Genomic DNA, 25,238 nt, shown 5'->3' with positions numbered 1-25,238 from the left:
AGGATCCGAAGAGACGCTCCTCGGATCCTGCGTTCTGGCTCTGTGTTTTTAGTTGGTGCTCTCGCGGCGGTCTTCGGGGTCGACCACCGGGTCGCTGTCTTTGGCGTCGAGGGCGTAGTGGACCTGGAGCTGCTCGCCCACCAGGTGTGCCTTCGTCGCCGTGTAGACGAAACCGGTCTCGGTTCCGTCGATGAGCACGTAATCGGTGATCTCGTCGTCGTAGGAGCCGTTCGTCGACACGCGCTTGTCGGTGCGGCCATCGCTCGGCCCGCCCTCGAAGAACACGACGTATTCGGAGCCTTCTTCGACCTGGAGCTTTTCGTCTGTCATGGGAACTGTCTACCAGGCGGGGCGTCCGGAATGTTCAGCGTCGACCCCCGCGAGCCCCTCGCTAGACTCGCGACATGCCTTCAAGCGACAGACTCGTGTGGATCGACTGCGAAATGACCGGGCTCGACCTCGGCGTCGACGAATTGGTCGAAGTGGCCGTCGTCGTCACCGACTTCGACCTCACTCCCCTTCACCCCGGGTTCGACATCGTCATCAAGCCCGACCAGGCAGCACTCGACAACATGGGCGAATTCGTCACGAACATGCACACCTCGTCCGGTCTCATCGATGAGATCCCCAACGGCGTGAGCCTCGCCGAAGCCGAATACGAGGTGCTCAACTACATCCTCGAATACGCACCCGACAAGGGCAGCGCCCCGATCGCCGGCAACACCATCGGAACCGACCGCACCTTCCTCGCCAAATACATGCCCCGTGTCGACTCACACCTGCACTACCGCTCCGTCGACGTGTCGTCGATCAAAGAGCTCTCGCGCCGCTGGTTCCCGCGCGTCTACTTCAATGCCCCCGCGAAGAACGGCGGCCACCGCGCCCTCGCCGACATCCTCGAATCGATCCGCGAGCTCGAGTACTACCGACTCGCCGGCTTCACCGCCGAGCCCGGCCCGACCACCGACGACGTGCAATCCATCTCGAAGTCGGTAGTGGACAAATGGGCCCCGCGTTTGGGATAGACTTGTCGGGTTGCTTCGTTCGTCAAGCTCTCGCCAGCTGGGCGGGCGAAGTCGCATGGTGGGTATAGCTCAGCTGGTAGAGCGCCTGGTTGTGGTCTAGGAGGCCGCGGGTTCAAGCCCCGTTACTCACCCTCAGAAATGGTCGGGCCCTGCCCTCTCTCACGAGAGCAGGGCCCGATTTCTTCGTTATGCCCATGGCTTTCGATGCGCAAGCGCATCTAAAGCGGCACAGAAATGGTCGGGCCCTGCCCTCTCTCACGCGAGCAGAGCGACTCAGAAATGGTCGGGCCCTGCCCTAGCCACGATCGTCTTCCTCCTCCACCGCTGCCGGGAGCAATCCTCGAAGAGTGCTACACACCCCGCAGCCTGCCGTCGTCGTGCCTCACCCGGGTCAGCGCCACCTGGGTCACCCGGGCCGACGCCGAGAAGGCGCTGGCCGAGTCGGTCGACGGCGTCTTCATCGACACCCGCCCGCTGCTCTGCACCTCCGGACTCTGCCCGGCCTTCGTCGGCGACAGCGTGGTCAAATCCGACCTCAACCACCTCACGCCGCGCTACGCGAGCGTGATCGCGCCGGTGCTCGCCGAGCTTCTGACACGGCGGGGGTTCTCAGCCCCTCCTGACAGAGTGAGGGCATGGACGGCGTCGACTCCTCTCAGTTCGAGAAGCTCGTGATCGACGAGCTCGATCTCCTTCCCGACGACATGTTCGAGGGTCTGGAGAACGTCGCCTTCGTCACCGAAGATCGCCCCGAAGACGGCTCCCTCGACCTCCTTGGGCTCTACGACGGCGTGAGCCTCACCGAGCGGGGCCAGTATGGCTTCGGCGAGCTACCCGACCGCATCATCCTGTATCGGGAGCCTCACCTCGCGGCGTGCGACACCGAAGACGACCTCCGCGACGAGATCCACGTCACGCTCGTCCATGAGATCGGTCACTACTACGGTTTCGACGACGACAAACTGCACGAGCTCGGCTGGGCGTAGTCGGTCACCCCTCCACGACGACGTCGGCGAGCCGGCGCGGGTCGTTCGCCATGCGGTGCGCTCCCTCCTGTGCGGCCCAGACATCCCACCACGCGCTGTCGGCGTAGTCCGCGGCGTCCACTACCGACCGTTCACGCACACGCGACCGCCGAGACTCATCGTCGAGCTCGACCCACACGCGCAGCGTAGCCAGAGGAGCCGAGGCACGGGTAAGGGCACCGGCACCCTCGATCACCAGCGGCCGTCGCGGGTCGAGGGAGCGCCAGGTGGAAGGCTCGCCGGCGTCCCAGTCCCAGCGGCGGTGGCCGGGTTCAGCGGCGCGGAGCATGTCGCGGACGACGGCCTCGGAGGCGCGAGCGAGGCCGTGCCAACCGGGATACACGTCGTCGAGCTCCACGAGCTGAGCGTCGAGGAGTGGCGCCAGGGCTCGGCCGAGTGTCGTCTTGCCGGATCCTGATCTCCCGTCGATGAGCACGACCGGACGCGCGCTCCCAGCCCTCGCACGCGAGGCGAGCAGGGCGAGAGAAGTCGACGAAGACAACGACCGTGGCGAGGGCTGATCAGGCAAAGACGATCGACCAGGTTCCCGCGAAGCAGGCCGCGACGACCGCGACGGCGGCGATGACGACGGCCAGGACGACGAGGATCCACTCGGCACGCCCGAACGTCGACTCACGGGCCCACGTGCGGGGTGCGTCGGTGCCGAATCCCTTTGCTTCCATCGCCGTGGCGAGTTTGCTCCCCCGGCGCACCGAGAGCACCAGGAGGGCGAAGGCCATACCGGTGCCGCGACGGACCGCCCCGACGATGCCACCCTCGTCGGCGACGCCCCGGGCACGCCGGGCGAGCCCGAGCTGCCGCCAATCGTCGACGAAGAGGCCCACCAGCCGCAGGCCCGCGAGGCCGCCCAGCACGAAGCGGGCGGGGAGGCGCAGCACCTGAGCGAGGCCGTCGGCGAGGTCGGTGGGGTCGGTGGTGGCGAAGAGCACAATGCCGGGGATGCCGACCGCGAGGATCCTGAGCCCGATCGCGAACGCCAACGCGACCGACCCCTCGGTGACGGTGAAGAAGCCGAGCCGCCACAGGGTCGCACCGGAGTCGACGCCGTAGAGCGAGGTCGCGATGACGGCGAGCGGCGCCGCGATCCAGAGCGGCAGCGTGCGGTTCACGAGCTGCCGCGGGCTCAGCCCTGCGAAGAGGAGCAAAACGGCCTCGAGCGCGAGCGCCGTACCCGCCGAGACCCAGTCGATGGAGAGCAGCAGTGTGATGCTGACGATTACGGCTGCCAGCAGCTTGGCGACCGGGTTGACGCGGCCGATCGCCCGGGTCGTCTCGATGGTGAAGAGGATCGTCATGCCGACACCGCCGCCCGAGAGGCCGAGATCCGAGGCACGGCGCCGGAGCCGGACGGCGCGAGGGTGAGCACTTCGTCGGCGAGCACATCCACGAACTCGGCGTCGTGCGTGACCGCCACGATGGCGCTGCCGGAATCGAGCAGTTCGGCCGCGAGCGCGACGAGCTCGCGCCAGGTGCGGGCGTCCTGCCCGAAGGTCGGCTCGTCGAGCACGAGCACCCGAGGCCGCGAGGCGAGCACCGTGGCGACCGAGAGCCGACGCTTCTCTCCGCCCGAGAGCGTGAACGGGTTCGCCTCGGCGAGGTGGGCGAGCCGGAGGCGCTCGAGCAGGTCGTCGACGCGCGCATCGACCTCGGCGGGAGCGAGGCGCAGAGCCCTCGGTCCGACCGCCAGTTCGGCCCGCACGCTCGACGCGAGCAACTGGTGCTCAGGATCCTGGAAGACGGTTCCGATCCGGGTCAGCAGCTCCCGTGACTTCCAGCGAATCGGCTCTCGTGCCGCCCCTGCGGCGAGCGGGCCCGCGGCCTCGAGACTGCCCCCGGCCGGAGGCAGAAGCCCCGCGACCGTGAGCGCCAGCGTCGACTTGCCGACGCCGTTCGGGCCCGTGATGGCGAGGGCGCGTCCGGCAACCACGGAGGCGTGGATGCCGGTGGCGACGGTGAGGCCGCGCCGGCGTCCGACAGCGAGGTCGGACACGTCGAGAAGGGGCGTCGCCGTCGGCTGCGACGTCGAGCGCGGAGGGAGGACGGGCGGGCGCCCGGGCACCCAGACTCCCGCCTCCGTCAGCGTCGTGGCATGGGCGCCGAGGACGGCGTCCGGGGTGCCATCGGCGAGAACGCCGCCGCCGGCTGCCAGCACGACCACGCGATCGACCACGGGGAGCCAGACCGACACGCGGTGCTCGACCACCACGAGCGTCGCCCCGCTCTCCGCGGTGACCCGGGCGACCGCGTCGCGCACTTCGCGCACCCCCTCGGGATCGAGGTTGGCCGTGGGCTCGTCGAGCAGCAGCAGCCCGGGCCGCATGGCCAGGGCTCCGGCGAGCGCGAGTCGTTGTTTTTGGCCGCCCGAGAGAGCCGACGTGGAGCGGTCGAGGGGCACGTCGAGTCCGACCGATTCGAGGGCCTCGTGCACTCGCGACCAGATCTCGTCGCGCGGTACGCCGAGATTCTCCGGGCCGAAGGCGACGTCGTCGCCGACGCGGGCGAGCACCACCTGGGAGTCGGGATCCTGGAGGACGAGCCCCGCCCGCCCTCGCTGCGTCGCTGCGGGACGACCGTCGATAAGGAGCTCGCCAGCCGAGTCGCCCTCCTCATCGCCCCCGAGGACTCCGGCGAGCCCCGCGAGGAGCGTCGACTTGCCCGCGCCGGAGGCGCCGAGGAGGAGGACCCGCTCGCCGGGTTCGATGACGAGGTCGAGGGAATCGACGGCGGGCTGGATCCTTGAGGAGTGCCGCCACGACCACCCTCGTGCGTCGACCCGCGCACCCGGCCCGGGCACGCGGATCACGTCAGACCCGCTTCGTGGCCGAGCGGCCGCTCGCGAACCGGCTGAGTGCACCGGAGGCGGCGAGGCCGCGGACGGCGAGCCAGGAGAGCAGCCCGGCCAGCACGGCACCGGAGACGACGGACGAGACGAGGTAGATGACCTTGAACTCGGGCGCGTAGGCCGCGACGCTCGAGAAGTTGGTGTCGAGGAGCCCCGCCGCGAGGCCGGCCCCCATGCCGGCGAGGAGCGCCGCGCCCAGCCGCCACGACCGGTAAAGGAGCACAGCGAACAGGAGTTCGGCGCCGAGGCCCTCGAGGATGCCCCAGATGAGCGTCGAGAAGCCCCACTGCGTGCCCACCAGCATCGACACGACGGCCGCGACGATCTCGGTGTAGAGCGCGGCCCCCGGCTTGCGGATGACGAGGCCGCCGAGCACACCGGCGAAGAGCCAGCCGCCGGCCAAGAGACCCTCGAGGCCCGGCGAGAAGGTCAGCAGACCGCTGAGCGGGGTCCAGGCGAGACCCCAGGCCCAGAAGATGACGCCGGCGGCGACGCCCAAGACGCTGGCGACGACGATGTCGACGACCCGCCACCGTCGCGGCGGCGAGGCCGGGGTGCTGCTCGAGGTGGTGCGAGTGCTCGCAGAAACAGACATGCGTTCTCCTCCCTGCGCCGGCATGATCCGGATCAGGTTCGACGGTCGAAGCGTGGATCGCTTCCTCTCAGCCCGGCTCACCGGACTCCCGTGTGTTGTGGGTCGAGCATAACGCCTGCCTCGTCCCCGTGCCGGGAAGGGCCCGGACGCGATCAGCCGATCGCCCGTAGGCTTAGCCGAGTCCTGACGGAGGTTCGATGATCACCTGGCCCGGCAACCCCTATCCCCTCGGTGCCAATTACGACGGCAGCGGCACCAACTTCGCCATCTACTCGGAGGCGGCCGAGCTTGTACAGCTCTGCCTGTTCGACGACTCCGGAGTCGAGACGAGGGTCGACCTCGTCGAGGTCGATGCCTACGTCTGGCACGCCTATCTGCCGAGCGTGCAGCCGGGGCAGCGCTACGGCTACCGAGTGCACGGCCCCTACGACCCCTCGAAGGGGCAGCGCGCCAACGCGAACAAGCTCCTCCTCGACCCGTACGCGAAGGCGACGAGCGGCGAGATCGACTGGGATGAGGCGCTGTTCGCCTACAACTTCGGCGCGCCCGATTCCCGCAACGACAAAGACAGCGCGGCGCACATGATGATGAGCGTCGTCATCAACCCGTTCTTCGACTGGCAGGGCGACCGTCCGCCGAAGTACACCTACGACGAGACGGTCATCTACGAAGCCCACGTCAAGGGCCTGACCGAGACGCACCCCGACATTCCCGAGTCGGAGCGCGGCACCTACGCAGGAGTCGCCCACCCGGCGATCATCGAGCACCTCAAGGGGCTCGGGGTCACCGCCATCGAGCTCATGCCGGTGCACCAGTTCGTGCAAGACAACACCCTGCTCGAGAAGGGCCTCCGCAACTACTGGGGCTACAACACCATCGGCTTCTTCGCACCGCACCAGCAGTACGCCTCGGTGACCGACCACGGCCAGCAGGTGCAGGAGTTCAAGACGATGGTGCGCGTGCTCCACGAAGCGGGCATCGAGGTCATCATCGACGTGGTCTACAACCACACCGCAGAGGGCAATCACCTCGGGCCGACCCTGTCGTTCAAGGGCATCGACAACGCCAGCTACTACCGCCTCGTCGAAGACGACCAGCAGTTCTACATGGATTACACCGGCACCGGCAACTCGCTCAACGTGCGTCACCCGCACTCGCTGCAGCTGATCATGGACTCCCTTCGCTACTGGGTGACCGAGATGCACGTCGACGGCTTCCGCTTCGACCTCGCGGCTGCCCTCGCCCGCGAGTTCTACGAGGTCGATCGCCTGTCGACCTTCTTCGAGCTCGTGCAGCAGGATCCCATCGTCAGCCAGGTCAAGCTCATCGCCGAGCCGTGGGACGTCGGGCCGGGCGGTTACCAGGTCGGCAACTTCCCGCCCCAGTGGACGGAGTGGAACGGCAAGTACCGCGACACCGTTCGCGACTTCTGGCGCGGCGAGCCCGCGACCCTCGGCGAGTTCGCCTCGCGGATCACCGGATCGGCCGACCTCTACCAGCGCGACGGACGACGGCCCATCGCGTCGATCAACTTCGTCACGGCCCACGACGGCTTCACCATGCGCGACCTGGTGTCGTACAACGAGAAGCGCAACGAAGCCAACGGCGAGAACGGCAACGACGGCGAGAGCCACAACCGCTCCTGGAACTCCGGGGTCGAAGGCCCTACGAGCGACGAGGCGATCACTGCCCTGCGGCGCCAGCGAGTCAAGAACTTCTTGGCGACCCTGATGCTGAGCCAGGGCGTGCCGATGCTGCTCCACGGCGACGAGCTGGGCCGCACGCAGAACGGCAACAACAACACCTACGCACAAGACAGCGAGATCGCCTGGGTCGACTGGGAGAACGCCGACGCCGAGCTCGTCGAGTTCACGACACGGGTGATCGAGCTCCGACGCAAGCACCCGACCTTCCGCCGCCAGAGCTACTTCGACGGACGCAATGTGCGGCGCGGCGAGGGCGACCCTCTGCCCGACATCGTCTGGCTGACGCCCGAGGGCGAGTCGATGACCGCCGACGAATGGGATTCCGGTTTCGGGCGCTCGATCGGCATGTTCCTCAACGGCAACGGCATCCACGGTCGCGACAAGCGAGGCGGTCGGGTCACCGACGTCAACTTCGTCGTGTACTTCAACGCCCACGACGAGGCCGTCAGCTTCACCCTGCCCTCCGACGAATACGCGGAGTGCTGGGAGGTCGTGCTCGACACGACCGACTCCCCCGAACCCACCCACGCGATCAAGGCCGGTGACGTGCTGCCCGTGCCGGGCCGCTCGATCGTCGTCCTCCGCGCCAGCACGGAAGACGCCGAATGACCCGCGCGCCCCACCCCTTCTCCACCTACCGTCTGCAGATCCGCGAGGCGTTCGACCTCGACAAAGCCGCTGCCGTCACCAAGTATCTGAACGATTTGGGCGCCGACTGGGTCTACCTCTCGCCCGTGCTCGAGGCGGAGCCGGGCAGCGACCACGGCTACGACGTCGTCGACCACTCCCGGGTCGACCCGGCTCGAGGTGGCAGCGCCGGCCTGCAGAAGCTCTCCGACAGCGCGCACGGCCTCGGCCTCGGCGTCGTGATCGACATCGTGCCGAACCACATGGGTGTCGCCACGCCGGCATCGAACTCGTGGTGGTGGGACCTCTTGAAACACGGTCGGGAGTCGCGCTACGCCACGGCGTTCGACGTCGACTGGGCGGCAGGCGACAACAAGATCAGGATCCCGGTGCTCGGCGACGCGGGCGACGACCGTTTCGACGCTCTCGAAGTCGTCGGTGACGAGCTCCACTACTACGACAACCGGTACCCGATCGCCCCCGGCACCGCTGCCGCCGGAGACTCGGCCGTCGACGTGCACAGCCGCCAGAACTACGAGCTGGTGCACTGGAAGCGCGCCGACTCCGAGCTGAACTACCGGCGCTTCTTCGCCGTGAACACCCTCGCCGGCATCCGGGTCGAAGAGGGCTGGGTCTTCGATGAGTCGCACGCCGAGATCGGTCGCTGGTTCCGCGAGGGGCTGGCCGACGGACTCCGAGTCGACCACCCGGACGGCCTCGCCGATCCGGCCGGCTATCTCGACCGCCTCGCCGAGCTGACGGGCGGCAAGCACGTGCTCGTGGAGAAGATCCTCGAGGGCGACGAAGAGATGCCGAGCGACTGGGCGACCGCCGGCACGACGGGCTACGACGCTCTCGGTGAGTACGAGCGCGTGCTCGTCGACCCCGACGGACGCGACGCACTCGGGGCGCTCGATTCCGCCCTCCGTTCGGAGCCCGCGGGCGAGTTCTCCTGGGAGGAGATGATCCTCGGCACCAAGCGGGGCATCGCGGACGGCATCCTCGGCAGCGAGATCCGGCGGCTCGCCAGGCTGCTCGGTGAGAGCGGCGCTCCGACGGATCCTCGGGTCGTCGACGCACTCGCCGAACTCGCCGCCGCCTTTCCCGTCTACCGCAGCTACCTGCCGCAGGGCGGCGAGCAACTCGCCCGCGCCGCGGCAGCCGCCGGGGCCGCTCGCCCCGACCTGACCGACGTGATCGCCACGGTCGTGCAGAGGCTCGGCGACCCGACCGACCCCGCGGCGGTACGGTTCCAGCAGACCAGCGGAATGGTGATGGCGAAGGGCGTCGAAGACACGGCGTTCTACCGCTACAGCCGACTCGTATCGCTGAACGAGGTCGGTGGCGAGCCGAACGTGTTCTCGTTCACGGCCGACGAGTTCCACGCTCGGCAGCAGCGTCGCCTCGCGACGTTCCCCCACGCGATGACGACCCTGTCGACGCACGACACGAAGCGGTCAGCCGACGTGCGCGCCCGCATCACGGTGCTCGCCGAGGTGGCCGACGAGTGGGCCGCGGCGATGGAGCGACTGCGGCAACTGGCCCCCGTCGGCGACGGACCGTTCGAGAACCTCCTCTGGCAGAGCATCGTCGGCGTCTGGCCCGCTTCTCGTGAGCGCCTCCACGACTACGCCGAGAAGGCGTCGCGCGAAGCCGACCTGTCGACGCACTGGACGGCTCCCGACGAGGAGTTCGAGAAGCGGATGCACGCGCTGGTCGACGCCTGCTTCGACGACGATCGGGTCGCGAGTGAGCTGGAGCGTATCGTCGAGGTCGTCCGAAGCGCCGGATGGTCGAACTCGCTCGCCCTCGCGGCGTTGCAGCTCACCGGCCCCGGAGCACCCGACGTCTATCAGGGCGGCGAGCTGTGGGATTACTCGCTTGTCGACCCCGACAACCGTCGCGAGGTCGACTTCGACGAGCGCCGCCGCATCCTGGCGGCCATCTCGGCTGGCGAGACCCCTCCCGTCGACGAGACCGGCGCTGCCAAGCTGCTGCTGACGCACCGGGCTCTGACCCTCCGACGTGACCGGCCCGAACTGTTCGAGCGCTACGTGCCACTGCCCGTCTTCGGCGAGGCGGCCTCGAATGCCGTCGCGATCGACCGCGGTGGCGCCGTCGTCGTTGCGACGCGCCTTCCGGTCGGTCTTCGCGAATCCGGCGGCTGGCGGGGCACCGAGCTCCACCTGCCTGCGGGTGACCGTATCGACGCGCTCACCGGGCGACGCTTCACCGGCTCTCGCATCGCTCTGTCCGACCTCCTGGCGACCTACCCCGTCGCCCTGCTGATTCCCGCTTCTCAGAAAGGCTGACGTGGCTCTCTACGACGTCTGGGCCCCCGAGCCCTCCCGTGTCCGACTCCAGCTCGACGGCACCGTGCACGAGCTGGCCCGAGGCGACGACGGCTGGTGGCGCGCGCCCGCCGACCTCGACCGCAGCCCGGGTCATCGCTACGGATTCCTGCTCGACGACGCCGAGACGCCCGTGCCCGACCCTCGGTCGCTTAGCCAGCCCGACGGCGTCCACGGGTTGAGCGAGACGTACGACCCGACGACGTTCGCCTGGACCGACTCCGACTGGAAGGGCCGCCCGCTCGCCGGATCGGTGATCTACGAGCTGCACATCGGCACGTTCACCCTCGACGGAACGCTCGACTCGGCCATCGACAGGCTCGATCACCTGGTCGACCTGGGTGTCGACCTGGTCGAGGTGCTGCCGGTCAACGCGTTCAACGGCACGCACAACTGGGGCTACGACGGCGTCGACTGGTTCGCGGTCACCGAGAACTACGGCGGCCCGGCGGCCTATCAGCGCTTCGTCGATGCGGCTCACGCGCGGGGCCTCGGCGTCGTCCAAGACGTCGTCTACAACCACCTGGGCCCGTCAGGAAACTATCTGCCGCAGTTCGGCCCCTACCTGACCGACAAGCACGCCTCCACCTGGGGCACCGGAGTCAACCTCGACGATGCCGGCTCCGGCGAGGTGCGCAGCTACATCTCCGACAACACGATGCTCTGGCTCGACACCTTCCACGTCGATGGCCTGCGTCTCGATGCCGTTCACGCGCTCGTCGACGACTCGCCGGTGCACCTGCTCGAAGAGCTCGCGATCCGCACCGATCACCTCGAAGCCGTTTCGGGTCGCAGCAAGTGGCTGATCGCCGAGAGCGACAAGAACGACGCCTCGCTCGTCACCCCGCGCGAGGCGGCCGGTCGCTCCGGTGCCGCGTTTGGAATCGACGCGCAGTGGTCCGACGACTTCCACCACTCGGTTCACGTCGCCCTGACCGGCGAGACCACCGGCTACTACGCCGACTTCGAGCGTCTCGCCGCTCTCGAAAAAGTGCTGACTCGCGGTTTCTTCCACGATGGCACCTGGTCGTCGTTCCGCGAGACGTATCACGGCCGTCCCATCGACACCGAGCGCATGCCCGCCTGGCGTCTCGTGGTCGCGAACCAGAACCACGACCAGATCGGCAACCGCGCCATCGGCGACCGGCTCGCTGCGACCCTCGACGAAGGGCAGCTCGTCATCGCGGCGGCGCTCACCCTCCTGTCGCCCTACACGCCGATGCTCTTCATGGGCGAGGAGTGGGCCGCCTCGACGCCGTGGCAGTTCTTCACGTCGCACCCCGAGCCCGACCTGGGTGAGGCCACCGCGAAGGGGCGCATCGCCGAATTCGCCAAGATGGGATGGGACCCGAGCGTGGTGCCGGATCCTCAGGCCCCTTCGACCTTCACCGACTCGAAACTCGATTGGAGCGAGCTCGCCTCAGGGCGCCACGCGACCGTGTTCGATGCCTACAAGCGGCTGACAGCCCTTCGTCGCACCGAACCCGAGCTCGTCGATCCGGCGCTTGCCGGCGTCGCGGTCGACTACTCCGAAGACGAGCGGTGGCTCGTGCTGAAACGCGGCTCGCTGCGCATCGCCGTCAACTTCGCCGAGGATCCCACAGAGCTCCCGATCGAATCGAGCGAGGTGCTCTTCGCGAGCGACGCGTCGATCACGACCGGCGAGGCACTCCGCCTGGCCGGCCACTCCGTCGTCGTCGTTCGGTAGCGCGTCGCGCTACTCCGAGCGGGCTGACACGTAGGTGTCGACGTACTCCTGGGGTGTCAGCTTCTGCACGGCCGCCATGATCTCGTCGGTGACCGCACGCAGCCGCGCCGCGTCGTAGTCGCCGGTCACCTTCTCGAACGTCAGGGGCTCCCCGAAGGTGACGGTGACGCGGGCCCGTCGAGGGAGCTTGGATCCCTTGACCATCACCCCGTCGCTGCCGACGATGCCGAAGGGCACGACCGGCACTCCGGAAGAGAGCACGAGACGGGCCACGCCGGTGCGGCCCTTGTGGAGCTTGCCGTCGCGGCTGCGTGATCCCTCGGGGTAGATGCCCAGCGCGCCGCCTCGCTCGAGCACGCCGATTCCGGTATCGAGCGCTGCCTTCGACGCCGACCCGCCGGCCCGGTCGATCGGGAGCTGCCCGATCTGCGTCAGGAACCAGCCGAGCAGACGCCCGCCGAATCCGGTTTTGGTGAAGTAGTCGCTGCCGGTCAGGTAGGTCATCGGCCGGTTGGCCGCCCCCGGCACGAACACGGAGTCGATGAACGCGATGTGGTTGCCCGCGATGATGACGCCGCCGCGTTTCGGGATGTTCTCGAGACCGACGACCCGCGTCCGGAAGAAGAGGAACATCACCGGGCGGACTGCGAAGAAGCGGAAGAAGCGATACACCAGGCCACTGTAGACGGCGGGCGGCCGCTGACGGTCACGGCACGAGGGGCGGCTGGTTTGCCGAAGCGCTAGGCCGCCTTCCGAGTCGACGTCAGGTCGGCGAAGACGATCGTGTTCTGGTCGTAGTGGCCGATTGCGGCGTCGAACGTGCCACCGCAGGTGATGAGGCGCAACTGGGGCGTCGGCGACGTGCCGTAGACGTCGCTGGTCGGGAACTCGGTTTTGAGCGCTGCACGGCTGCCCGTGACGGTCCACGTCTGGACGTCGCCGTTCGAAAGCACGACCTCGACGGTGTCACCCTCCTGCAGCCGGGCGAGGTGCAGAAACACCCCGGGGCCTGTCGTCGAGTCGATGTGGCCGGCAATGATCGCCGGGCCGACCGCACCCGGCACGACGCCCTTCGCGTACCAGCCGGCGTCGGTCGCGTTCGTCGGCGGATCGAGCTCGCCCGCGGCCCCGATGGCGAGGTCTTGCATGCCGGCCGAGACATCCAGCGACGGGATGACGATCTTCGACGGGACCACCCCGGCAGCCGGGGCGTCCGAGAGCGACTCGGTGTCGGGATCCTGAATCCGTCCGGCCGCGCCAGCGCCCGGCGTCGCCGATGCGGTCGGCGACGCGGTCGTCTTCGGGGCGGAGCCATCGGCCTCGCCGGTGCCCGCCGAGCATCCGGCGACACCGATCGCGACGATGGCGGCGAGCGCCGCAGCACCCAGGGCCGTCTTCATTCGGGAGAGCATCTACTGTCCTTTCAGGGGAGCGCACGCTCCGAGCGAATCCGTCTGCAGCTGGAGCGCGCCGAGCGCATCCCACGCCGCCCCGTAGTACGTCGGCGTCGACTGCGCGAGTGCGTCGGCCCGCTGGAGGTCGCGTCGGGCTGCGCCGTCCTGCCCGTCGGCGGCCAGGGCGCCGGCACGAGCGACGTAGCCGAGCGGACTCTGGTCCTGGCTGAGGGGCGAGCCCCCGAGATCGAGTTGCATCGGCAGCGGATCCTTGCCCGAGAGCGGTGCGGCGAGCTTTGCCGCGATCTTCTGGTCGGTGGGGGCGCACGACTCAGCGAAGCGAATGGCTACGCGGCCGGCGTCGTAGCCGTACTCGACGGTGCCCGAGTCGCCGGTGGGGCCGGGCAGGGGCACGACGGTGCCGTCGGTCTTGACCTGGGCCCAGTCGCTGGGAAGAGCAGCGGACTCCAGGATCCTGGTGGTCACCTTCCGAGACCCGCTCGCCAGCTCGCTCCACCGCGCGTCTCCGGTCGACTTCGCGAGCTCGTCGAAGGCCGCCGGGGCCGCGTACGACGGGTTGTACGACCACGGGCCGGCCCCCTGGGCCCAGACCCCGGGCAACAGGATCCGACCGAGCGGTGTGACGGCCGTCATGTCGTCGAGCACGTGCGCGCCCAATGTCTTCCCCTCGCGGGTGTAGGTGGCTGAGTCGAAGGTCTTCCCGGCCAGCAGGAGCGCGCGGGTCATGTCCACGTCGGCGTCGGAGGCGGGCTCGTCGTCGACGATTTTCCCGTCATCCCAGCGCCAGGCCATGAGCCCGTCTTTCTGCTGCAGGTGGGTCGTGGTCCACAACCAGATGGAGTCGAACGTCTTCTCGTCGCCGAGGGCGACCGCGACGAGCATGCCGTAGGCCTGCCCCTCGCTGACCGTGTCGCCACCCTGGTCACGGCGGACCACGCGGCCCGCCGCCGCCCCGGAGCCGATGACGTAGTCGTCGAGGAACGCCTGACCGATCTCGGTGGCCGACCGGGTGGGGTCGGCCGACTCGGACGGCTGCGGGGTGCTGGAGGCGGACGGAGCGGCGGTCGACGAGCCCGGGAGCCCGCCGATCGCCGCCGTGGCGATGCCACCCGTGACCAGGACGGCGAGAGCGATTCCTCCGGCGATGAGTGCTTTCGTCTTCGCGGTCATACAGCCCCTAGCGGGTTGCCTCGCTCAGGTCGGCGAAGCGGTCGAAGCTCTGGAAGCCGCCGAAGTACTCGACATGAGTGGCCTCGTAGCCGCCGCCCGTCTGTACTCCGCCCTTCGGTGTGGTCGTCGTCGCCGCGCTGTCGACCACGGGAACGACCGTGATGCCGTTCTGGGAGTTGTCGAGCACGAAGAGAGTGGTGATGCTGCCCGAGGCGAGGTTGACCGTCTTCGTCGCGTCGACGGCCTTGTCGCGCCCCTGGATGTCGAGGGTCCACTTACCCGCTCCGACCGAGGCGTAGCCGGACGCGCTGCCGAATGCCGCGTCTTTCGCGATCGCGACGCCGGTCGACGTCTCGATGCTGACGGTCTTCGACACGTTGGCCGCCTGGACGAGGCGGATCCGCGACTTGTCGGTGGCGGGCTTCGTGAGGTCGTCCTGGAAGACTGTGGTCTTCAGGTTGGCGTTGGTGCCGTAGGCCACGACGGTGATCGGCTTGCCGGTCGCCACGGTGATCGATGCGCTGATGACCGGCTTAGCGGTGCTGGAGGCACCCGCCGTCGTCATGGCGACCGTGTATTTTCCGCTCGGGAGTTGCTTGTACGGGCTGATCTGGCCGTACTTCACGTTGTCGAGCTCATACACCGTCTGGCCGCCCGAGAAGGAGGTGAGGCGGACGTCGACCGACTTGGTGTCGGGCGAGAGGTGGCCGACCCGCACCCACCCTTTGCCCGCGGTGGTGGCGTTGGCACCGGTCGCAGCGTTGGCAGCGGGCGCGGAACCGAGGAGGGCGGTGCCGACCGCGATGGCGACGGCCACGACGAGAGCCAGCACAAGGGCGAGTCGGCGGTAGTGGAGGAGACGCGATTCGGTGTTCTCGGGGAGTTCGGACGTTTCCAGGGCGGAGGCCATGGTGGTTCCTTTCTTCGGGTGGGTGCTGGTGCGGGTGGTGCGACGGGTTCTTCGGGAGGAGCGTGCGTGGGTGCCCATCAGCCGAGGAGGCCGGTCGGCTCGATCGCCGGGAAGACGACCTCGGTGCCCGCGCCCATGGTGCGAATGGTCGAGGGGGCGTAGGTCGATCCCACGTTCTTCAGCCAGTCGGTGAGCTGCGAGCCGGGTTCGCCGGCTGCCGACTCGATGACGAGCCGGCGGAACGACGACCCCTCCTCGCCCGGGAGCGGCTCCAGGTCGGCGACCGTGACCTTGCCGGTGCCGAGGAGCTGCCCGAGCACGACCAGGGCCCGAGAGTTCAGCTGCCCGGCGGCGAGTTGCTTCTTCAGCGCGTCGGAGGCGATGAGGCTCGGGTTCTCCGAGATCTCGGTGCCGGCGGCCGTCTGTGCCGCTTTCTCGGAGTCGGCCGACTGCTTCGCGGCCGTGGAACCCTCGGGGTTGATGCGCCGGACGTCGACCAGCTGGTTGCCGGTGCCGAACGAGGCGACGATGGTCGAGTTCTTCAGCGCGTTCTGCACATCCGGGCTGCCCGCGGCGGAGGTTCGGATGGAGTCGGTCGTGACGATGTAATCGCTGTCTTTCCAGCCGTTCGGCGACTGCGCCTCGACGGCCCCGTCGGTGTCGATCTTGTAGAACCAGATGACGTTGTCCTGATCGAAGCCATCGTTCACCAGGTCGACCCACATGGAATCGTCGACGAGCAGCCGGGAGTCGTGCGGAACGTTGTCGTCGACCCACTGCTCGGCACTCACCATGGGCTGGTCGAGGTCGGTCTGCAGGAATCCGCGGAGCTGGACGGTCCACAACGGCACGAGTGCCGCGATCGCGACCGCGGAGGCCACGAGCCACGCGGTACCGCCCACGCGGCTGAGGGTCGTGGTGACCTTCCCCGCCCGGCGAGCGCGGTACGTCTTCACGGCCGCGTCGGCGACACCGGCGATGAGGAGCGCGGCGAACGGGATCAGCATGATGACGTACGGCACCGGCACGTAGCTGTTCGGGCGGAACATGACGGCGACCGCGAAGAGCACGAGCACGGCCAGGGGGCGGAAGCGCCTGAGGAACAGCGCGACGACGGCCGAGAGGACACCCATCACGATGAATACCTGGTCGAGCACCCACCATTGGTCGACGACCTTGAAGAACAGGCTTCCGGTGTCGAAGATCGATCCGCTGTCGGCGCGGGTGCCGAGCTGGAAGGTGAGCCCGGAGATCAGGCTCGTGTGGCCCGGGCCGGGGATCAGCTCGCCGCGCACGGCCGCCAAGACGACGTAGCTGAGCCCGACGAGGGCCAGGACGGCCCCCGAGGTCGCGAGCGTGTAGCGGCGGGTGCTCTTGTCGGAGTTCCGGATCATGACCCACGCCAGGAACGGCAGGGCAAGGAGGAACGTCTCTTTCGAGAGCACGGCGATCCCGAAGGCGAAGGCCGCGCCGATGAACCCGGCCAGCTGGTTCTTCCGGCTCAGAGCCAGGAGGAAGGCCAGCAGCAGCCAGGGCACGGCCACGTTGTCGAGGTACACGGTGCGGTGGAACTGCACGGCCAGCGGCGAGACACCGAACACGAGCGCGGCGACGGCTGAGGCCGGACGGCTGAGGCCGAGACGACGACCGAGCAGCCACACCAGGAGCACGGAGACGAGGGCAAAGAAGAGCATCGCCTCGCGGCCGGCCATGACCGCCTGGTCGTAGCGCCCGAAGGCACCGGTGAGGCCGGTGTAGCCCGCGATCTGAATCCAGCCGAGCGGCGGGTGGTCGTACCAATAGGTGTAATGCGTCAACTCACCCAGGTGGCCGATGGCCCAGGCTTGCGCCGTGTAGGTGCCCTCATCGTCGATGCGTTGGGGCGACCCGGCCATGTTGATCCGCTGGACGATGCCGGCGAGGGCGAGGACGGGCAGGATCCAGACGAGGGAGGCTCCGTGACGAGCCAGCCAGCCTCGGATCCTTCGGTTCTTCGGCGCAGCCGCGGGCGGGCCCGCGAGGTCGCGGCTCGCCTGGCGCGGCGGGGCCTGGACCGTGGGACGTTCTTGCGTGGCGGTCATCGCTCGTCTCCCGACACCATCGCGAGCGCGGATTCGGGCTGCTTACGGCCCTCGCCGATCGGCACGACGTTCGATTCGGAGGTGGGCACTTCGGCGTCGCGGTGCAGGCCGCTGTGCTCCGTCTTCTCCCAGCCGTTCTGGCCGCGGAGCTGACGGTAGACCGCTCGCACCGCGCCTAGCGCGAGGAAGATCTGGTACGGAATCAGGCCCCAGACGAGACGGAAGTAGTCGAGGGCACGGACCTTGATGCCGTAGGTCCGGCCGAACTCGGCGAGTCCGGTGATCTCGACCGCGAGCAGCACGAGGGTCGGCGCCACCGGGATGAAGGTGATCAGGGCGATGCCGGTCGGCACCTTGATGGTGAAGATCAGCACGACCGAGATGGGGATCAGAAGACCCGTGACGGCCTGGATGAACGGCATCGTCAGGAGGTAGCGGGCGTAGAAGCGCTGACGGAACGTGGGCAGCTTGCGCCACTCCCCCTTGCCGAGCACCTGCATGAAGCCCTGGTTCCAGCGCGTCCGCTGCTTGAGCAGCGAGGTGAAGGTTCCCGGCGTCTCTTCGCGGGTGACGACCTCGGGCGTGTAGGCGACGACGACGTTGGCACCGGCGCTCGAGAGCCGCACGCCGAGCTCGCAGTCTTCCGCGAGACAGCCGGCGTCCCAGCCCTCCGACCAGTCGAGCCACTTCTTCGTGACGAAGACCGTGTTTCCGCCCAACGGGATGAACTTCGACTTGGCGTGGAAGTGCAGACGCGACCGGAACCAGAAGTAGTACTCGAGCACATTGCGGAGGCTCCACCACGACGACTGGAAGTTCATCAGCTGCACGCCGCCCTGGACGACGTCGGCATCGGTCTCGGTAAACTTCGAGTCGACCAAGGTCAGCAGACGCGGGTGCACCTCGTCCTCGGCGTCGAATACGCCGACGATCTCGCCGCGGGCCGTCTGCAGCGCCAGGTTCAGTGCCTTCGGCTTGTTCTTCGGCTCAGAGTCGTCGACGATCACCCGGATCAGCTCGGGGTGTCGGGCCGCCGCCTCGCGAGCGACCCGCTCGGTGCCCGGGTCGTCGTGGCCGACGATCGCGATGATCTCGAAGTCGGGGTGGTCTTGCAGGGCCAGACGGTCGAGCGTCTGCCCCATGACCTCCTCTTCGTGCCGACCCGGTACGAGCAGCGTGAACGAGTGGCGGGCGTCCAGCGGGTCATCGCTGAACGACGTGCCCTTGAGGTTGTCTTTCGAGCGCCAGGCGTGGAGCATCCACCAGAGGGTCGACACGGCGACAGCCGTCAGTAGCAGCGACACGACGACGAGCGCCGAGTAGCCGATCCACTCCGCTGGTGTCCAGGCGGGGAACTGGAATCCGAAGACGGAGCCGTCGGCACCCGTCGAGACCCCGCGGTTGGGAACGAAGGATCCGTCGGACGGCGCCTGGGGGGTGAGCAGCGGCGCGGGTTCGCTGGCTGCGGGCAGGCTGAGGTAACGCGTCGGGTCAGTCGACACGGAGGTCTCCTTTTCGGGGGGAGATCGGGAATGATGCTCGGGTGGGTAAGATCGTCAGCGATCAGAAGGAACATCCGACCCCCAAGAAGGGGGCAAAGAGTCCAGCCATGCCCCTCATTCGGGTGCCCCCGGGGGAACGGTTTGGTCGGGGTACAGCAATTGGACGGGATTGCCAGACAAAGGTCACAAGTTGTTCATATGCGGGCCTTGGCCCGTGGCGCGTAAGTTGGGGGCCATGGAATTCAGATACCTCGGCAACTCCGGCCTCAAGATCTCCGAGATCACCTACGGCAATTGGCTGACGCACGCGTCGCAGGTCGAGAACGACCAGGCGACCGCCTGCGTGCGTGCCGCTCTCGACTCCGGCATCTCGACCTTCGACACCGCCGACGCGTACGCCAACACCGCCGCCGAGCAGGTCCTCGGCGACGCCCTCAAGGGCGAGCGACGCGAATCGCTCGAGATCTTCACGAAGGTGTACTGGCCCACCGGGCCGCGCGGCCACAACGATGTGGGTCTCAGCCGAAAGCACATCCTCGAGTCGATCGACGGATCGCTGAAGCGCCTCGGCACCGACTACGTCGACCTCTACCAGGCACACCGCTTCGACAACGAGACCCCTCTCGAAGAGACGATGCAGGCGTTCGCCGACGTCGTCCGCCAGGGCAAGGCCCTTTACATCGGCGTCTCCGAGTGGAGCGCCTCCGAGATCCAGCGGGGCCACGAGCTCGCGCAGAAGCTCGGTGTCCAGCTGATCTCGAACCAGCCGCAGTACTCCCTGCTCTGGCGCGTCATCGAAGAGGAGGTCGTGCCCGCCTCAAAGCAGTACGGCCTCTCGCAGATCGTCTGGTCGCCGATCGCCCAGGGTGTGCTCACCGGCAAGTACAAGGCCGGCCAGCCGCTCCCCGCGGGCTCGCGGGCCACCGACGAGAAGGGCGGCGCCAACACCATCAAGCGCTTCCTCACCGACGAGGTCTTGACGGCCGTCGCCGATCTCGAGCCGATCGCCGCCGATCTCGGCATGTCGATGGCGCAGCTCGCCGTCGCCTGGGTGCTGCAGAACGACAACGTCGCGTCCGCGATCATCGGCGCCTCGCGCCCCGAGCAGGTGGTCGACAACGTCAAGGCCGCCGGCGTGAAACTGCCCGCCGAGGTGCTCTCGAAGATCGATGCAGCCGTGGGGCACCTGGCCGAGCGCGACCCCGCCAAGACGGTCTCGCCCGACTCGCGCCCGGCCTGAGCCCCGGGCCGAAACTTCTTTTCTCGGATCTTGGGAATTTCTCCCGAATCGATACACTTGCATCTATTCGTCCGTTCGGTGACACGTCACCGATCTCTCGGATCCCCTTACCGCTTCTCACTTACGGAGACACCACATGGCTATCACCACCGAAACCATCCCCGGCTACGTCGCAGGCACCTGGAACATCGACCCGATGCACTCCGAGCTCACCTTCTCGGTGCGCCACCTCGCGATCTCGAAGGTCAAGGGCAACTTCTCGAAGTTCGACGTGACCCTGACCACCGGTGAGTCCATCGTCGACTCCACTGTCGAGGCCGTCATCGACATCTCGTCGATCTCGACCGGCAACGCCGACCGCGACGGCCACCTGCACTCCGACGACTTCTTCTCGACCGAGACGCACCCCACCGCGACCTTCAAGTCGACCAAGGTCACCGAGGACGGCGACGACCTGCTCATCGACGGCGAGTTCACGATGAAGGGCGTCACCAAGCCCACCACGCTGAAGGCCGAGTTCGGTGGCATCGTCACCGACGGCTACGGCCAGACCAAGGCGGGCTTCTCGGCCAAGGGCAAGATCGACCGCACCGAGTTCGGTGTCTCGTTCAACCAGAACCTCGAAAAGGGCGGCGTGCTGCTCGGAAACGACATCTCGTTCGACCTCGAGATCCAGGTCGTTCTCGCCTCCTAGCAGTCACTCACTCCGAGGCCGAGACCTCGAAAACGACCGGATCCTCGCGATCCCACTGGTCGTTTTCGAGGTCTCGCTCCGTTAACGGGCGCGCGAGGTGCGCCGGCCGGACCAGAAGGCGAGCGAGGTCAGGCCGAGTGCGACGAGCGTGAGGCCTGCGCCGGAAACCCACCGGATCAACTCGAACGGAACGACAGCGCTTCCTCCATCCGGAAACGAGCTGATCGATGCCGTGTCGCTTGGCCCACCCGAGAAAGGGATGAAGGTCTCGAAGGGCGCGTCGGACGGCAGAGCCGACTGGATAACGAACACGATCCCGATCACGAGAAGCAGCAGGCCGACGGGCACCAGGATCCGGGTGGCCCACCACCGAGACCGTGTCGCGCTGTGCTTCCGCCTCGCGTCGATGGTGAGACCCGACCAGAACCCGAGCACGGCGAGACCGATCACGGCAAGAACGACACCCGGCGTGAAGTCGCTCGCGATATCCGGCGTGAACGTGGTGTCGCTCAGCGGCGCGTAGGCGAACCAGCCGAACGAGACGGGCTGCGCCTCCGCCCAGATGACGGCGGCCACACCCACCACCGTCGCCGCGACCGAGGCAACCGGCCAGATCAGGCCGTGCCGTCGGATCCTATGTTCTTCTCCCCCACCACCCATTCGGCGATTCTCCCATCAGCGAACGAGGCCCGGGAACACCTCGACAAGGGTCAGAGTTGCACCAAGCCCCGGGGCCGTGTGCCACTGCTCGGGGCCCGACACGAGAGGATCACACCGTGACCACCGACTGGATCGCCCTCCTTCGCCTCGCCCACGCCGAGTTCGCCGACCGCATCGCCGCTGTCACCGACTGGGATGCCCCAACACCCGACACCGACTGGAGCACTCGCGACCTCGTCGCCCACGTGATCGACGACCAGCAGTGGGTGCCGCTCTTGCTTGCCGGCAAGACCACCTCCGAGGCAAAGCTCGCCGTCGCCCCGCTCGGCGACGACCTCGCACTCGAGTGGCATCGCTACGCCGCTTCCGCTCTGGACGCGTGGCAACAGGCCGACCTCGACCGCGAAGTGCATCTCTCGTACGACACTGTGACCGCGTCCGACTACCTCGCCGAGCAGGTCGGTGACGTGACGATCCACTCCTGGGATCTTGCCCGCGCCACCGGCACCAGCGAAGAGCTCGACGACGCGCTCGTCGACGCCGTGTGGGGAGTGTTCGAGCCACAGGCCGAGGGGCTCGCCGCGAGCGGCCTCTTCGCGCCGATCGTGCCGGTGCCCGATAACGCGCCGCTGCGGGTGCGCCTGCTCGCGCTGACGGGTCGCGACGCGAGCTGACCCGCGTGGCTCTGGCGAGCCAGGGCTTTCTGACGCGCTTCGGCCATACCGACGGAGCGCGCCGCGTCGCTTCGGCCGAACCGCGTCGCTATCCGTGGCCCAGCGCCAGCGACCTCGCGCGAATCGGCCAAGGTCGCGCGCCGCGGCGCTGGCACCTTGGCCGATTCCCGTCAGGTCGCAGAGCAGACGCCCGCAGAGCAGGCGTCGCACCGCCGCACCCCCACAGCCGCCCATGGTTGGCTTGGCCCATGTCAGCCTCACAGCTCCCGGTCGACGCCGACCGCCCCTGGCTCGCTCACTACGCCCCCGGTGTCCCGCCCGACATCGAGCCCTCCGATGCGACGCTGGTCGACCTCATCGACGAGGCCGCGAGCACTTACCGCAGCCGCACGGCGCTGGAGTTCTTCGGGCGCGAGACCACCTACCGAGACCTGCACGATCGGATCCTGCGCGCCGCAGAGGGCCTCCGACGCCTCGGTGTCGAGCCCGGCGATCGGGTCGCTCTGCTGCTGCCGAACTGCCCGCAGCACGTCGTGGCCTTCTACGCGATCCTTCGACTCGGCGCCGTCGTCGTCGAGCACAATCCGCTGTACACCGATCGCGAGCTTCGCCACCTCTTCGAAGACCACGAGGCGACGGTCGCGATCGCCTGGGACACCCTCGTCGATCGCCTGGCGTCCATGCCGAGCGACATCCGCTTCGACCGGATCGTCGCCGTCGACATCACCCGTGAGCTGCCTCTCGGCAAGCGCCTCGCCCTTCGGCTGCCCGTTAAGAAGGCACGCGACTCGAAGGCGGCGCTGACGGCCGCCAAGCCCGTCACGAGCGGCAAGACGGTCACCACCTGGGCAGACCTCGTCGACCACCGTCCGCTGCGACGAAAGCACGATCGGCCCGCAGCCGACGACATCGCGCTGCTGCAGTACACCAGCGGCACGACGGGCACTCCGAAGGGCGCGATCCTCAGCCACCGCAACCTGCGCAGCAACGTCGAGCAGGGCCGGGCCTGGGTGCCGGGTCTCGACGACGGAGCCGAGACCGTCTACGGCGTCCTGCCGTTCTTCCACGCTTACGGCCTCACGCTGTGCCTCACGTTCGCGATGCGCATCGGTGCCCGACTCGTGCTGTTCCCGAAGTTCGACGTCGACCTCGTGCTTACCGCGGCGAAGAAGCACCCGCCGACGTTCCTCCCGGCCGTGCCGCCGATCTACCAGCGTCTCGCCGACGCCGCCCGCGACCGGAAGGTCGACCTGACGGCCTGCCGAGCTGCCATCTCGGGTGCGATGAACCTGCCGGCCTCGACCGTGACCGCGTGGGAGGAAGTGAGCCGCGGGATCCTCGTCGAGGGATTCGGCCTGACCGAGACCTCTCCCGTCGCGCTCGGCAACCCGGTCGGCCCGTCGCGCCGCTCGGGCACGGTCGGCGTGCCCTTCCCGTCGACCTTCGCGAAGGTCGTGAAACGCGAGGATCCCACGGTGCCGGTCGAGCCCGGACAACCCGGTGAGCTGCTCCTCAAGGGCCCGCAGGTGTTCCAGGGGTATTGGCGGAGGCCTGACGAGACGGCCGCAGTGCTGCTCGCGGGCGGGTGGTTCCGCACCGGCGACATCGTCACCATGAGCGACGACGGCTTCATCACGATCGTCGATCGCATCAAAGAGCTGATCGTGACCGGCGGCTTCAACGTCGCGCCCTCCGAGGTGGAAGACGCCGTGCGCGGCATCGACGGGGTGGCCGACGCCGCCGTCGTCGGTCTGCCTCGTGAGGCCGGCGGCGAAGACGTCACCGCCGTGGTCGTGCTCGAACCGGGCGCGTCATTCGACGAGGAGGCCGCTCGGGCGCAGTTGCGCGACAACCTCGCGGCCTACAAAGTGCCGAAACACCTGTTCGTGGTCGACGAGTTGCCGCGCAACCTGATCGGGAAGGTGCTGCGGCGGAAGGTGCGCGACGAGCTCATCGCCCGCTCGTGACGCGCTACGCAGGATCCGCGATACCGAGCCGTGCCCTCCGCAATCGCGCGTGCTTCGCGGCGACCGGCTCCGGCCCCAGCAGCGCGCCGATCCCGGCGAGCATGGCGCCCGCGGGGGCCCGCGTCGGTAGGTCGAGCGGGCCGACGTGGGGCGCGCGAAGCCCGAGCAGCTCACGATGGCGCGGCGTCAGGGTGCTGACGGCGCCGTTGAACAGCACGGGGTAACCGGCGCGCAGCACCGGAAAGAGCGGCGGTCGGCGCAGGAACTTCACGACGTCATCGGTGCGGGCCGAGCGTTCGAGGGTGCCCGCATCGTCGAAGGCCGCCAGTTGCGCCTGCATCTGAGCGACGGAACGCGGCGGATCCTGGACTCCCATGAGCTCGCCGGCTTTGGCCCACTCGCGCACGTACGCGTCGGGGCCGCCCGGGATGGGGTCGCCCCATGCCATGGCCGCCGCCAGGAACGAGTCGGCGAACGCCATGTGAACCCAGGCGAGTAGGTCGGGGTCGTTGGCCTTGTAGTCGTGCGAGACGCCGTGGCGGTCGTCGTAGCTGCCACTCACCTTCTCGTGCAGGCGAAGCACCCAGTTCGACGCGCGGGTCGCGGCCTCCTGCGAACCGTACGAGACGGTGAAGATCCAGCGGATCGTGCCGGCGAGACGGCCCAGAGGATCCTCCCGATACCGAGAGTGGTCGTGCACCCCGGCGAGCGCTCCCGGGTGCAGCGCCTGCACGAGCAGCGCGCGAACTCCCGCGGGGATCGTCGACATGCCGCCGTGCACGGCCCACACGGCCGATCCCGGCCCGAAGAAGCCGGGGTCGTCGCCCTTCTCGAGGTCGCTGACCCACTCGGGCGTGCCCGTGCGCTGACCGTTGAAGGTGTACTGAAGGCGCGAGCGGATCGGTTCGGTGACGCGGGCGAGACCCGAGGGGGCATCAGTTGAGGGGGCCCCGGACGAAGCAGTGGCTGGCATCCGTCCAGTGAATGCCAGCCACCTGACAGCGGGCCCCCTGATCGCTCGGGTC

Annotated in this window: 23 protein-coding genes, 1 tRNA gene and 1 riboswitch; of the genes, 11 read left to right on the top strand and 13 right to left on the bottom strand. The window is 68.3% G+C overall.

The window, feature by feature from the left end; translation table 11 throughout:
• Nucleotides 1-48: 48 nt before the first annotated feature.
• Complete coding sequence (locus ITJ49_RS10935) at nucleotides 49-330, bottom strand: hypothetical protein (RefSeq protein ID WP_055962843.1); 282 nt, start codon at nucleotides 328-330, stop codon at nucleotides 49-51.
• Nucleotides 331-404: 74 nt separating this feature from the next.
• Here ITJ49_RS10935 and orn point away from each other — a divergent pair, with 74 nt between their 5' ends.
• From orn to ITJ49_RS10915, 4 genes are all read left to right on the top strand, one after another.
• A complete protein-coding gene (gene orn / locus ITJ49_RS10930) occupies nucleotides 405-1,025 on the top strand; it encodes an oligoribonuclease (protein ID WP_123942685.1) in 621 nt (206 codons plus the stop codon).
• Nucleotides 1,026-1,083: 58 nt separating this feature from the next.
• Nucleotides 1,084-1,156, top strand: a tRNA-His gene (locus ITJ49_RS10925).
• Nucleotides 1,157-1,304: 148 nt separating this feature from the next.
• Complete coding sequence (locus ITJ49_RS10920) at nucleotides 1,305-1,700, top strand: SGNH hydrolase domain-containing protein (RefSeq protein ID WP_194605115.1); 396 nt, start codon at nucleotides 1,305-1,307, stop codon at nucleotides 1,698-1,700.
• Nucleotides 1,661-2,011 (top strand): metallopeptidase family protein, encoded by a 351-nt coding sequence (locus tag ITJ49_RS10915; RefSeq protein ID WP_194605113.1) that lies wholly within the window; start codon nucleotides 1,661-1,663, stop codon nucleotides 2,009-2,011. Before ITJ49_RS10920 ends, ITJ49_RS10915 begins: the two co-directional genes overlap by 40 nt.
• A 4-nt stretch (nucleotides 2,012-2,015) precedes the next feature.
• Here the strand turns inward: ITJ49_RS10915 and ITJ49_RS10910 are convergent, their stop codons facing one another.
• The 4 genes from ITJ49_RS10910 to ITJ49_RS10895 all read right to left on the bottom strand — a co-directional run bounded on the left by ITJ49_RS10910 (nucleotide 2,016) and on the right by ITJ49_RS10895 (nucleotide 5,508).
• Nucleotides 2,016-2,552 (bottom strand): ATP-binding protein, encoded by a 537-nt coding sequence (locus ITJ49_RS10910; protein WP_228514379.1) that lies wholly within the window; start codon nucleotides 2,550-2,552, stop codon nucleotides 2,016-2,018.
• 19 nt (nucleotides 2,553-2,571) lie between these two features.
• Entirely contained in the window at nucleotides 2,572-3,366 is a 795-nt protein-coding gene (locus tag ITJ49_RS10905; RefSeq protein WP_194605110.1) for an energy-coupling factor transporter transmembrane protein EcfT, read from the bottom strand.
• A complete protein-coding gene (locus ITJ49_RS10900) occupies nucleotides 3,363-4,874 on the bottom strand; it encodes an ABC transporter ATP-binding protein (protein ID WP_370544479.1) in 1,512 nt (503 codons plus the stop codon). The genes ITJ49_RS10905 and ITJ49_RS10900 overlap by 4 nt, the downstream gene beginning before the upstream one ends.
• Nucleotide 4,875: 1 nt before the next feature.
• Entirely contained in the window at nucleotides 4,876-5,508 is a 633-nt protein-coding gene (locus ITJ49_RS10895) for an ECF transporter S component (RefSeq protein WP_123942691.1), read from the bottom strand.
• Nucleotides 5,501-5,609: riboswitch (TPP riboswitch) on the bottom strand. It overlaps the preceding gene by 8 nt.
• Before the next feature lie 96 nt (nucleotides 5,610-5,705).
• On the opposite strand from ITJ49_RS10895, the gene glgX reads away from it, so the two are divergent.
• Genes glgX through treZ form a run of 3 tightly spaced genes read left to right on the top strand, consistent with a single transcriptional unit; the run spans nucleotide 5,706 to nucleotide 11,900 of the window.
• Nucleotides 5,706-7,823, top strand: coding sequence for a glycogen debranching protein GlgX (gene glgX, locus ITJ49_RS10890; protein ID WP_194605107.1), 2,118 nt, complete (start codon nucleotides 5,706-5,708; stop codon nucleotides 7,821-7,823).
• On the top strand, nucleotides 7,820-10,153 hold the full coding sequence (gene treY / locus ITJ49_RS10885; RefSeq protein WP_194605104.1) for a malto-oligosyltrehalose synthase: 2,334 nt from the start codon (nucleotides 7,820-7,822) through the stop codon (nucleotides 10,151-10,153). Before glgX ends, treY begins: the two co-directional genes overlap by 4 nt.
• A gap of 1 nt (nucleotide 10,154) precedes the next feature.
• The gene (treZ, locus tag ITJ49_RS10880; RefSeq protein ID WP_194605101.1) at nucleotides 10,155-11,900 is read left to right on the top strand and encodes a malto-oligosyltrehalose trehalohydrolase; all 1,746 of its coding nucleotides are present in this window, start codon (nucleotides 10,155-10,157) and stop codon (nucleotides 11,898-11,900) included.
• A gap of 9 nt (nucleotides 11,901-11,909) precedes the next feature.
• Here the strand turns inward: treZ and ITJ49_RS10875 are convergent, their stop codons facing one another.
• From ITJ49_RS10875 to ITJ49_RS10850, 6 genes are all read right to left on the bottom strand, one after another.
• On the bottom strand, nucleotides 11,910-12,572 hold the full coding sequence (locus tag ITJ49_RS10875; protein ID WP_233573088.1) for a 1-acyl-sn-glycerol-3-phosphate acyltransferase: 663 nt from the start codon (nucleotides 12,570-12,572) through the stop codon (nucleotides 11,910-11,912).
• 68 nt (nucleotides 12,573-12,640) lie between these two features.
• The gene (locus tag ITJ49_RS10870) at nucleotides 12,641-13,312 is read right to left on the bottom strand and encodes a sortase domain-bontaining protein (protein WP_194605098.1); all 672 of its coding nucleotides are present in this window, start codon (nucleotides 13,310-13,312) and stop codon (nucleotides 12,641-12,643) included.
• Nucleotides 13,313-14,485 (bottom strand): glycosyl hydrolase family 8, encoded by a 1,173-nt coding sequence (locus ITJ49_RS10865; RefSeq protein ID WP_194605095.1) that lies wholly within the window; start codon nucleotides 14,483-14,485, stop codon nucleotides 13,313-13,315. It lies immediately after the preceding gene.
• Between the two features lie 7 nt (nucleotides 14,486-14,492).
• A complete protein-coding gene (locus ITJ49_RS10860) occupies nucleotides 14,493-15,395 on the bottom strand; it encodes a DUF4397 domain-containing protein (protein ID WP_194605092.1) in 903 nt (300 codons plus the stop codon).
• A 77-nt stretch (nucleotides 15,396-15,472) separates the two neighbouring features.
• Nucleotides 15,473-17,476, bottom strand: a complete 2,004-nt coding sequence (locus ITJ49_RS10855) for a glycosyltransferase family 39 protein (RefSeq protein ID WP_194605089.1) — start codon at nucleotides 17,474-17,476, stop codon at nucleotides 15,473-15,475.
• Nucleotides 17,473-18,978 (bottom strand): glycosyltransferase, encoded by a 1,506-nt coding sequence (locus tag ITJ49_RS10850; protein ID WP_370544478.1) that lies wholly within the window; start codon nucleotides 18,976-18,978, stop codon nucleotides 17,473-17,475. The genes ITJ49_RS10855 and ITJ49_RS10850 overlap by 4 nt, the downstream gene beginning before the upstream one ends.
• 235 nt (nucleotides 18,979-19,213) lie before the next feature.
• On the opposite strand from ITJ49_RS10850, the gene ITJ49_RS10845 reads away from it, so the two are divergent.
• Both ITJ49_RS10845 and ITJ49_RS10840 read left to right on the top strand, forming a co-directional pair.
• The gene (locus tag ITJ49_RS10845; protein ID WP_055962877.1) at nucleotides 19,214-20,218 is read left to right on the top strand and encodes an aldo/keto reductase family protein; all 1,005 of its coding nucleotides are present in this window, start codon (nucleotides 19,214-19,216) and stop codon (nucleotides 20,216-20,218) included.
• A gap of 136 nt (nucleotides 20,219-20,354) precedes the next feature.
• Complete coding sequence (locus ITJ49_RS10840) at nucleotides 20,355-20,912, top strand: YceI family protein (RefSeq protein ID WP_055962878.1); 558 nt, start codon at nucleotides 20,355-20,357, stop codon at nucleotides 20,910-20,912.
• 81 nt (nucleotides 20,913-20,993) lie between these two features.
• On the opposite strand, the gene ITJ49_RS10835 is transcribed toward ITJ49_RS10840, so the two are convergent.
• Nucleotides 20,994-21,572, bottom strand: a complete 579-nt coding sequence (locus ITJ49_RS10835) for a hypothetical protein (protein ID WP_194605571.1) — start codon at nucleotides 21,570-21,572, stop codon at nucleotides 20,994-20,996.
• A gap of 116 nt (nucleotides 21,573-21,688) precedes the next feature.
• Here ITJ49_RS10835 and ITJ49_RS10830 point away from each other — a divergent pair, with 116 nt between their 5' ends.
• Nucleotides 21,689-22,246: a TIGR03086 family metal-binding protein gene (locus ITJ49_RS10830; protein WP_194605086.1), complete on the top strand. Its 558-nt coding sequence runs from the start codon at nucleotides 21,689-21,691 to the stop codon at nucleotides 22,244-22,246.
• Nucleotides 22,247-22,494: 248 nt separating this feature from the next.
• The gene (locus tag ITJ49_RS10825; RefSeq protein WP_194605083.1) at nucleotides 22,495-24,213 is read left to right on the top strand and encodes a long-chain-fatty-acid--CoA ligase; all 1,719 of its coding nucleotides are present in this window, start codon (nucleotides 22,495-22,497) and stop codon (nucleotides 24,211-24,213) included.
• A gap of 4 nt (nucleotides 24,214-24,217) precedes the next feature.
• On the opposite strand, the gene ITJ49_RS10820 is transcribed toward ITJ49_RS10825, so the two are convergent.
• Complete coding sequence (locus tag ITJ49_RS10820) at nucleotides 24,218-25,186, bottom strand: oxygenase MpaB family protein (RefSeq protein ID WP_194605080.1); 969 nt, start codon at nucleotides 25,184-25,186, stop codon at nucleotides 24,218-24,220.
• Nucleotides 25,187-25,238: the final 52 nt, after the last annotated feature.

The sequence above is a fragment of the Frondihabitans sp. VKM Ac-2883 genome, assembly GCF_015350875.1.
Classification (GTDB): Bacteria; Actinomycetota; Actinomycetes; order Actinomycetales; family Microbacteriaceae; genus Frondihabitans.
This window is presented reverse-complemented; position numbering and strand designations above follow the sequence as displayed.

Coding starts and splice junctions, on each gene's coding strand:
- orn (WP_123942685.1), top strand. CDS start 405: ATGCCTTCAAGCGACAGACTCGTGTGGATCGACTGCGAAATGACCGGG.
- treY (WP_194605104.1), top strand. CDS start 7,820: ATGACCCGCGCGCCCCACCCCTTCTCCACCTACCGTCTGCAGATCCGC.
- ITJ49_RS10870 (WP_194605098.1), bottom strand. CDS start 13,312: ATGCTCTCCCGAATGAAGACGGCCCTGGGTGCTGCGGCGCTCGCCGCC.
- ITJ49_RS10895 (WP_123942691.1), bottom strand. CDS start 5,508: ATGTCTGTTTCTGCGAGCACTCGCACCACCTCGAGCAGCACCCCGGCC.
- ITJ49_RS10855 (WP_194605089.1), bottom strand. CDS start 17,476: ATGACCGCCACGCAAGAACGTCCCACGGTCCAGGCCCCGCCGCGCCAG.
- ITJ49_RS10920 (WP_194605115.1), top strand. CDS start 1,305: ATGGTCGGGCCCTGCCCTAGCCACGATCGTCTTCCTCCTCCACCGCTG.
- ITJ49_RS10835 (WP_194605571.1), bottom strand. CDS start 21,572: ATGGGTGGTGGGGGAGAAGAACATAGGATCCGACGGCACGGCCTGATC.
- ITJ49_RS10935 (WP_055962843.1), bottom strand. CDS start 330: ATGACAGACGAAAAGCTCCAGGTCGAAGAAGGCTCCGAATACGTCGTG.
- ITJ49_RS10820 (WP_194605080.1), bottom strand. CDS start 25,186: ATGCCAGCCACTGCTTCGTCCGGGGCCCCCTCAACTGATGCCCCCTCG.
- glgX (WP_194605107.1), top strand. CDS start 5,706: ATGATCACCTGGCCCGGCAACCCCTATCCCCTCGGTGCCAATTACGAC.
- ITJ49_RS10905 (WP_194605110.1), bottom strand. CDS start 3,366: ATGACGATCCTCTTCACCATCGAGACGACCCGGGCGATCGGCCGCGTC.
- ITJ49_RS10860 (WP_194605092.1), bottom strand. CDS start 15,395: ATGGCCTCCGCCCTGGAAACGTCCGAACTCCCCGAGAACACCGAATCG.
- ITJ49_RS10915 (WP_194605113.1), top strand. CDS start 1,661: ATGGACGGCGTCGACTCCTCTCAGTTCGAGAAGCTCGTGATCGACGAG.
- ITJ49_RS10865 (WP_194605095.1), bottom strand. CDS start 14,485: ATGACCGCGAAGACGAAAGCACTCATCGCCGGAGGAATCGCTCTCGCC.
- ITJ49_RS10840 (WP_055962878.1), top strand. CDS start 20,355: ATGGCTATCACCACCGAAACCATCCCCGGCTACGTCGCAGGCACCTGG.
- ITJ49_RS10825 (WP_194605083.1), top strand. CDS start 22,495: ATGTCAGCCTCACAGCTCCCGGTCGACGCCGACCGCCCCTGGCTCGCT.
- ITJ49_RS10845 (WP_055962877.1), top strand. CDS start 19,214: ATGGAATTCAGATACCTCGGCAACTCCGGCCTCAAGATCTCCGAGATC.